Origin of the sequence: Geminocystis sp. M7585_C2015_104 (genome assembly GCA_015295805.1) — a bacterium.
Taxonomy (GTDB): domain Bacteria; phylum Cyanobacteriota; class Cyanobacteriia; order Cyanobacteriales; family Cyanobacteriaceae; genus DVEF01.
The window spans coordinates 1-6958 of the sequence record DVEF01000057.1 but is presented as its reverse complement, the minus strand read 5'-3'; the positions used below and the strand labels follow the sequence as shown (position 1 = coordinate 6958).

The following is a 6958-nucleotide window of genomic DNA, read 5'->3' as shown; positions in this document are numbered from 1 at the left end:
TAACCACTACTGTGTGCTACATACACTACCCGACGATTTTTAAGTTTTGTCAAAAGCCGTCGGATGTCAGGTCCCCAATGGATAACATAAACACCGGTATCCTCGGCAGGGTTTTTCTTTAACAGTTCGTCCAAAAAAGGTATATCTGCCTCCCTTTGACGATAGGTGACAGCCGCAGCTGAGGTTATACTTTGGGCAATGGCTAGTAATTTTAGTTGGGCAATATTGCCACCACTGTTTATATCCAGACGGGGAAACAGGAAATAAAGATGAGGTAGTGTCATGGTTTAGTTATTAGCTAAAATAGGCCTATGCTTCTTCCCTTTGAGCAAAACTCTGCAGTATTCTAACACAGTCCATTTTTTTGACTGGCATTCAGGCCAATGTATTCTAAATAACGTTGTATAGCTTCTCCGGTGTCGCCCATGAATGCTATTTCCCCATGATTTAACCAGATACTCTTGGGACAAAGCTGTTCAACCTGAGCCAAACTGTGAGATACAAATAGAATAGTAGTATTCCGTTGCCACAAGTCTTCCATTCGCCTCCGAGACTTCTGGGCAAAATGGGCATCCCCCACTGACAGTACCTCATCCACTATTAAAATATCTGGCTTTACATCTGTAGCTATAGCGAATCCTAAACGAGCCCTCATACCCGAAGACAATGCCTTTACAGGCAGATGGGTGTATTCCTCCAATTCCGCAAAGGAAATAATATCCTTGAGGCGTCGTTTCATTTCTTGTCTGGAGTGGCCTAGTAATACCCCATATAGGATAATGTTGTCCCTCACTGACATTTCTGGGTCAAAACCTGCCCCCAATTCAATCAGCGGCGCAATTTTTCCCCTGACTCTGACAGTTCCCCTACTAGGTGGTAAAATCCCACAAATTACCTTTAAAAGTGTTGATTTTCCCGCCCCATTTGCTCCTATTATTCCTATTTTTTCCCCCTGGTTTACCCTGAGATTTATATTTTTCAAAACCAGTTTTTTTTCTATTTTAAGTCTCCTCCCCTGCACCAGGGAGAATACTGCCCTTTTGAAGTCGTAGTGGAACTGTTCCCTATTTCGGCGCCATAGTTCCACATTTTCCAAGCAGATAATCTCTTCACTCATTTGTTTGTTTGCCCTATCATATTCTACAGTAAATCCAGAAATTCTGGCTCTAGTTTACGGAAAAACATATAACCAAATGCACTAAGGATTATGCCATAGGAAATGACCCCCAATAGGAAGAAGGGCTCAGGAAAATCGGGGGTTAAACTTATCTGACGTAGGGATTCAATTATTGCCACCAAGGGGTTCAAATTCAAAAACGGTTTTACCTGACTTGGGACTATTTCTGGGGGGTAAAACACGGGACTTGAAATCCATACTATGAATGTTGCCACCTCATAAAAATATCCTAAATCCCGGAAAAATACAAATAGGGCACTCACAATGAACCCCACCCCTGTGCACACCAATACCAAAGAAATAAAAGGAATCAACAGCAAAAAAACATGCACTACACTTCCACTTTTAAGAAGAGTAATAATCACCAAAATAGGGAAAGGCCCTATTAAAAACTGTACTATATTTGCCCCTATCATCGTCAAAGGGAATATATCTGTAGGAACTCTAATCTTGTTCAGCAACTCTCCATTAGAGACAACACTGGTGAGGGCCTGAGTAGTCGAGGAGTTATAAAAATGTATCACTAACAAACCAGTAAAAGCGGCCAGGACATAATTTACAAGGGAGTTGTCATAATAAGAAGCAAAAGCAGTGCCAAAAATGGTAGTATAGAGGGCAGTCATTATCACGGGATTTAACAGGGACCAATATACCCCTAAATAGGAGCCACGATAACGGGCATGCAGAGTCTGAGGCACCAGGACACACAGCAAATCCCAATAACGAAGGAGGGTTTTCTGCCAGGAGTTTCTCTCCTTGGGAGATAGAATTTTTTCTTGCCAAACCATAGTAAAAAGAAAATAGGATTCCGAAAATGACATGGTGGTTTAGACTACCATTGTTTTGACAAATCTGTACAGTTTAATACAGTCCATTATCCCCCGTGAAGATACAATGTCCCCCGCAAGAGAGTGAAGGAAAAGATAATAGTAACCATAAACAATAAAAATACTACCCAAAGTGTAATTTAGCCTGTTTTGAGTTATATTGTCTGAGAGTAAAAAGATTGACCAGAAAAAGCTCATAAATAAAATCAGCAACTAACAAATTATGTTCAACTGGTGTTCGTCATTGCCAAGTCTACTAGTAGCCACCGCCACAGAGGCAGAAAAACCCACTTTAGTGCTGACAGCGGTATTGCTAACCCTGGCCATAATCTACTTTACCAGCAAGGTGGGGGCAGAATTATCCAGAATGGCCAATTTTCCACCAGTGTTGGGAGAATTGGTGGGTGGGGTAATCATAGGGGTATCTGCCCTGAGTTTGGTGGTATTCCCCGAGTCAGTCACCGCCGACAAATCCCTGGTGATGAATGTCCTAAACTTCCTCAACCCCATGAGTGAGGAATTGTTTACAAAAGTATTTGAATCAGAGAGTGAAGTAATCTCAGTCTTGGCGGAATTGGGGGTAGTCGTATTGCTTTTTGAAATCGGTCTGGAGTCCGACATCAGAGAATTAAAGAAAGTAGGAATTAAAGCCACCATAGTGGCAGTGGCGGGAGTCACAGCGCCCTTCGCCATGGGCACGGCCGGTTTAATATATTTCTTCCATTTTCCCGCAGTACCAGCAATTTTTGCCGGCGCCGCCCTCACCGCTACCAGTATTGGTATCACCTCCAAGGTATTATCCGAGCTAGGATGGTTGAAATCCAAAGAAGGTCAGATCATCATTGGGGCTGCCGTAATTGACGATATTTTGGGCATTATTATCCTAGCAGTAGTGGCCAGTCTGGCTAAAACCGGTGAAGTAAACCTGGTACAAGTATTATTACTTATTGTCAGTGCTGTGGCCTTCCTAATAGGTTCCATTTTACTGGGAAGTATATTTAATAAAACCTTTGAGGCAATAGTAGAGAATCTAAAAACAAGAGGTAGTATTATCATCCCGGCGTTTATCTTTGCCCTGCTGATGGCTTTTCTGGCCAATGCAATCCATCTAGAGGCGATTTTAGGCTCTTTTGCCGCCGGACTAGTCCTGGACGAAACAGATGCCCGTAATGAATTAGATGAGCAAGTCAAGCCTATTGCCGACGTGATTGTGCCCCTCTTCTTCGTCACCGTGGGTGCCAGAGTGGACTTGGGGGTATTAAATCCAGTGGTGCCAGAGAATAGAGAGGGACTATATATAGCAACCTTTTTGATTACAGTGGCGATTATAGGCAAAATAGTAAGTGGCTGGAGTTTCCTCTCTGGGGAAAAAATCAACCGTCTGGGAATAGGCATAGGTATGATCCCCCGGGGAGAGGTGGGTCTAGTGTTTGCCGGTATTGGTGCCAGCAGTGGGGTGTTAACTAAACCCCTGGAAGCGGCTATCATCATAATGGTAATTATAACCACCTTCCTGGCACCACCCCTGTTGAAACTAGTTTTAGGAGAGGCAGAAGCAGAAACCGAAACACAGGTGGTTGCCAAAGGGGAAGAGGTAAAAACCCCCTTCTAGTCTTCAAAGTGAGGGGCTTTTGCCCCCATAACCCTACGGACTTACAATCATCCACCCCTACAATAACGCCGTCACGGAAACCCTAGCTGCTAGCTGTTGGGCAATTTGTTTTAAAGCCCTGGCAGAGGCGGATTCCGGGTGGCTAACAACAATAGGAATGCCCTTGTCCCCCCCCTCTCTGAGGGAAATTTCCAGGGGGATACAACCCAAAAGGGGCACATTTAACTCTTTGGATGTCTTCTGGCCACCACCAGAGCCGAATAAATCATAACTTTTATCGGGCATGTCTGGGGGTATGAAATAACTCATGTTCTCTACAATACCCAGAATCCTTACCCCCAACTGCTCAAACATTTTTAAACCCCTGCGGGCGTCTTGTAGGGAAACAGTTTGTGGGGTAGTGACAATCACGGCACCTGCCAAGGGCACAGCTTGAGCAAGAGTGAGTTGGGCATCACCAGTACCAGGAGGCATATCCACCACCAAATAGTCCAATTCCCCCCAGTGAACCTGATACAGGAACTGACGAATAATACCATTTAACATGGGGCCCCGCCAAATCACCGGCTGGTCTGGATCTATCAAAAAGCCCATAGAGACTATCTTAATCCCATAATTAAAGGCCGGTTGTAAAAACTCTCCTTGGGGAGTTTTCTCCACCTCCACAGCGGCATTACTCAACCCCAACATGGTTGGCACATTAGGACCATATATGTCCGCATCCAATAAGCCTACATTGGCTCCCATTTGTGCCAAAGCCACTGCCACATTCACCGCCACTGTACTTTTCCCAACCCCACCTTTACCACTGGAGACGGCAATAATATTCTTCACCCCGGCCACTGCCTGTTTGTTGGGTAGTGATTTTTGTTGTGGTGTTTCCGCTGTCACCTGTACCGATACAGACTTCACCCCCTCCAGCCGTTTTACCGCCTTTTCACAGTCTTCTACTATTAACTCCCTTAAGGGACAAGCCGGCGTCGTCAATACCAGCGTGAAACTTACATTACCATCTTCTACGCTTATATTACGAATCATGTTTAATTCTACTAGACTCCTCTGCAATTCGGGGTCCTTTACCGGCCTTAATACCTCTAGTATTGCTTCTTTGGTTACCATATCTGTCGTTGTTTTTCTTGTCTTACAAAACCCCCGAGGGGATATGTATTTGTGTCTATTATAAGCTAGGTTTGTATTGTAAAATTTCAATGGCTATTAGAGAGGGATTGAGAGACAGTTTCAAGACGAGGCCTATCCAATCCCTTCTGGTGAAGCAAGAGCCAGGTTTGTAGCAAATCGGGGCCATGCAACTCCCCTGTTAGGCCGACCCGGATACTACGCATGACTATACCCTTCTTGAGTTTAAGTTCCTTGGTAGCCTGTTTAATTATCTCATTGGCCTTCTCGGCATTTAATTCCCCGTCAAGGCTCGCCAACACGTGGTTTATAGTTTCCTTGACCCCCTCAGTTTGGGCAACAAACTCCCGGGCCTCCTCAGAAAGGGTGATGGACTGAGCAAAGAAGACTTTGGCTGCCCCCACGGCATCCGTCAAACGGGTTAAACTGGAGCTGATAAGGGCGACAACGGACAACAACCAATCCCTGTCTGTATCTAAATTGAACTGATAACCAGCCTCCTGCCAATAGGGGGTTATAAGGGGCAACAATTCCCCTGGAGACATCCTGTGGAGGTACTGACTATTAATCCAGTCCAGCTTATCCCAGTCGAATTTCGCCCCCGCCTTATTTACCCTGGAAAGACTAAACTGCTTGGCAGCAGTATGTAAATCAAAAATCTCCTCCCCATCCGGTGGTGTCCATCCCAAAAGTGTCATATAGTTTGCCAATGCAGGTGCTACAAACCCCATCTTCCGGAAGTCATCAATGGAAGTCACCCCATCCCTCTTAGACAGTTTTCTGCCATCCTTGTTCAAAATTAGGGGAGTGTGGGCGAATTCCGGTATTTTTGCTCCCAAGGCTTCGTATAACAGAATTTGTTTAGCAGTATTGGCAATGTGATCCTCACCTCGAATTACATGAGTAATACCCATATCAATGTCGTCCACCACCACCGCCAGGTTATATAGAGGAAGCCCAAAAGGCTCATCCTCCCTCTCCGGCATCCTGGCAATCACCATATCGCCCCCCAAATCACTCCCCTTCCATACCACAGTGCCCCGAATTAGATCATTCCAGACAATTTCCCTATCATCGTCGATTTTAAATCTAATGACAGGCTTTCTCCCCCGTGCCTCGAATTCGGCAATTTGTTCGGGGGTAAGATTACGATGGCGGTTATCGTAACGGGGGGCAAGGTTTTTAGCCCTTTGTTCCTCCCGGAGAGCCTCTAGTTCTTCTGGGGTACAATAACAACGATAGGCATACCCTTTGTCCAAAAGAGTTTGAATTGCCCGACGATACAAGTCCAATCTTTGGCTTTGAAAATAGGGTCCCTCATCCCAGTCCAACCCCAGCCACTTCAAGCCGGAGATGATATTCTCAGTGTACTGAGGTTTAGAACGTTCCGTGTCCGTATCCTCAATTCTGAGAATAAAAGTACCATTGTGGTGACGGGCAAATAGCCAGTTGAATACCGCAGTGCGTGCTGTACCAATATGTAAATTTCCAGTAGGGGATGGAGCCAGTCTAACACGAACAGACATACAAAATTATCCTATGATGGGACAATGTCTTATTTTAACCAACAGAAACAATGGGCCATTAGAGGAAGTCAGGACGTTGTTGCTGGCAGAGAGAAAGGAATGCCCTCACATTGTCCCAGTTTTCCTCTTCAATTTGTCCTATAAGGTATTCCAAATTTTCCTGATACTGCCGCAGACAAGCCAATAACGATTCACGATTGTATTGTGCCATCATCAGCCCCAGTTCCACATTGCCACCCCCTACCCTGGAGGTGTCTCTAAATCCTGAACTGGCCAAGGCTTTAGCCAATTGTAACAACTCCGGGCGACTCTCCTGTAAACAGGAGTATATCAGGTTAGCACTCACCATGACTGGAAGATGGGAAACCCAAGCAACAGCTTGGTCGTGCAACTCAGGGGTAGTATTGTAAATTAAACATCCGAGAGATTGCCAAAAGGCAGACACCGTCTGCAAAGCCTGTGGTGAGGTTTTAGAGATGGGGGTGACAACACAGGGAGCATTTTCAAACAAATTGGCCATGGCAGCATCTATACCCTGAAGCGCACTTCCCGCCATGGGATGACTGCCCACAAAATAAGGGCATAATTCCGTGGCCCGATACACTACAGCCCCCTTAACTGAGCCTACGTCTGTAATTACACATGGGCTGGACAGCAAGGCAATTATTTTTTCCAAGGT

The 6958-nt window shown here is 45.3% G+C and carries 7 protein-coding genes; 1 reads left to right on the top strand and 6 read right to left on the bottom strand.

Features of this window, described 5'->3' with window-relative positions:
- From IGQ44_06675 to IGQ44_06665, 3 genes are all read right to left on the bottom strand, one after another.
- Positions 1-284: glycosyltransferase family 1 protein (locus IGQ44_06675; GenBank protein HIK37654.1), on the bottom strand; the 284-nt coding region annotated here is incomplete at its 3' end.
- Positions 285-346: 62 nt separating this feature from the next.
- On the bottom strand, positions 347-1117 hold the full coding sequence (locus IGQ44_06670) for an ABC transporter ATP-binding protein (protein HIK37653.1): 771 nt from the start codon (positions 1115-1117) through the stop codon (positions 347-349).
- Between the two features lie 23 nt (positions 1118-1140).
- Positions 1141-1965, bottom strand: coding sequence for an ABC transporter permease (locus IGQ44_06665; GenBank protein ID HIK37652.1), 825 nt, complete (start codon positions 1963-1965; stop codon positions 1141-1143).
- 262 nt (positions 1966-2227) lie between these two features.
- Between IGQ44_06665 and IGQ44_06660 the strand changes: the two genes are divergently transcribed.
- Positions 2228-3616: a cation:proton antiporter gene (locus tag IGQ44_06660; GenBank protein HIK37651.1), complete on the top strand. Its 1389-nt coding sequence runs from the start codon at positions 2228-2230 to the stop codon at positions 3614-3616.
- 57 nt (positions 3617-3673) lie between these two features.
- Here IGQ44_06660 and IGQ44_06655 read toward each other — a convergent pair whose 3' ends face one another.
- The 3 genes from IGQ44_06655 to IGQ44_06645 all read right to left on the bottom strand — a co-directional run.
- Positions 3674-4735: an Mrp/NBP35 family ATP-binding protein gene (locus tag IGQ44_06655; protein HIK37650.1), complete on the bottom strand. Its 1062-nt coding sequence runs from the start codon at positions 4733-4735 to the stop codon at positions 3674-3676.
- Positions 4736-4821: 86 nt separating this feature from the next.
- Positions 4822-6279 (bottom strand): glutamate--tRNA ligase, encoded by a 1458-nt coding sequence (locus tag IGQ44_06650; protein HIK37649.1) that lies wholly within the window; start codon positions 6277-6279, stop codon positions 4822-4824.
- Positions 6280-6337: 58 nt separating this feature from the next.
- On the bottom strand, positions 6338-6958 hold a 621-nt coding region (locus tag IGQ44_06645; protein ID HIK37648.1), incomplete at its 5' end, for a prephenate dehydrogenase/arogenate dehydrogenase family protein.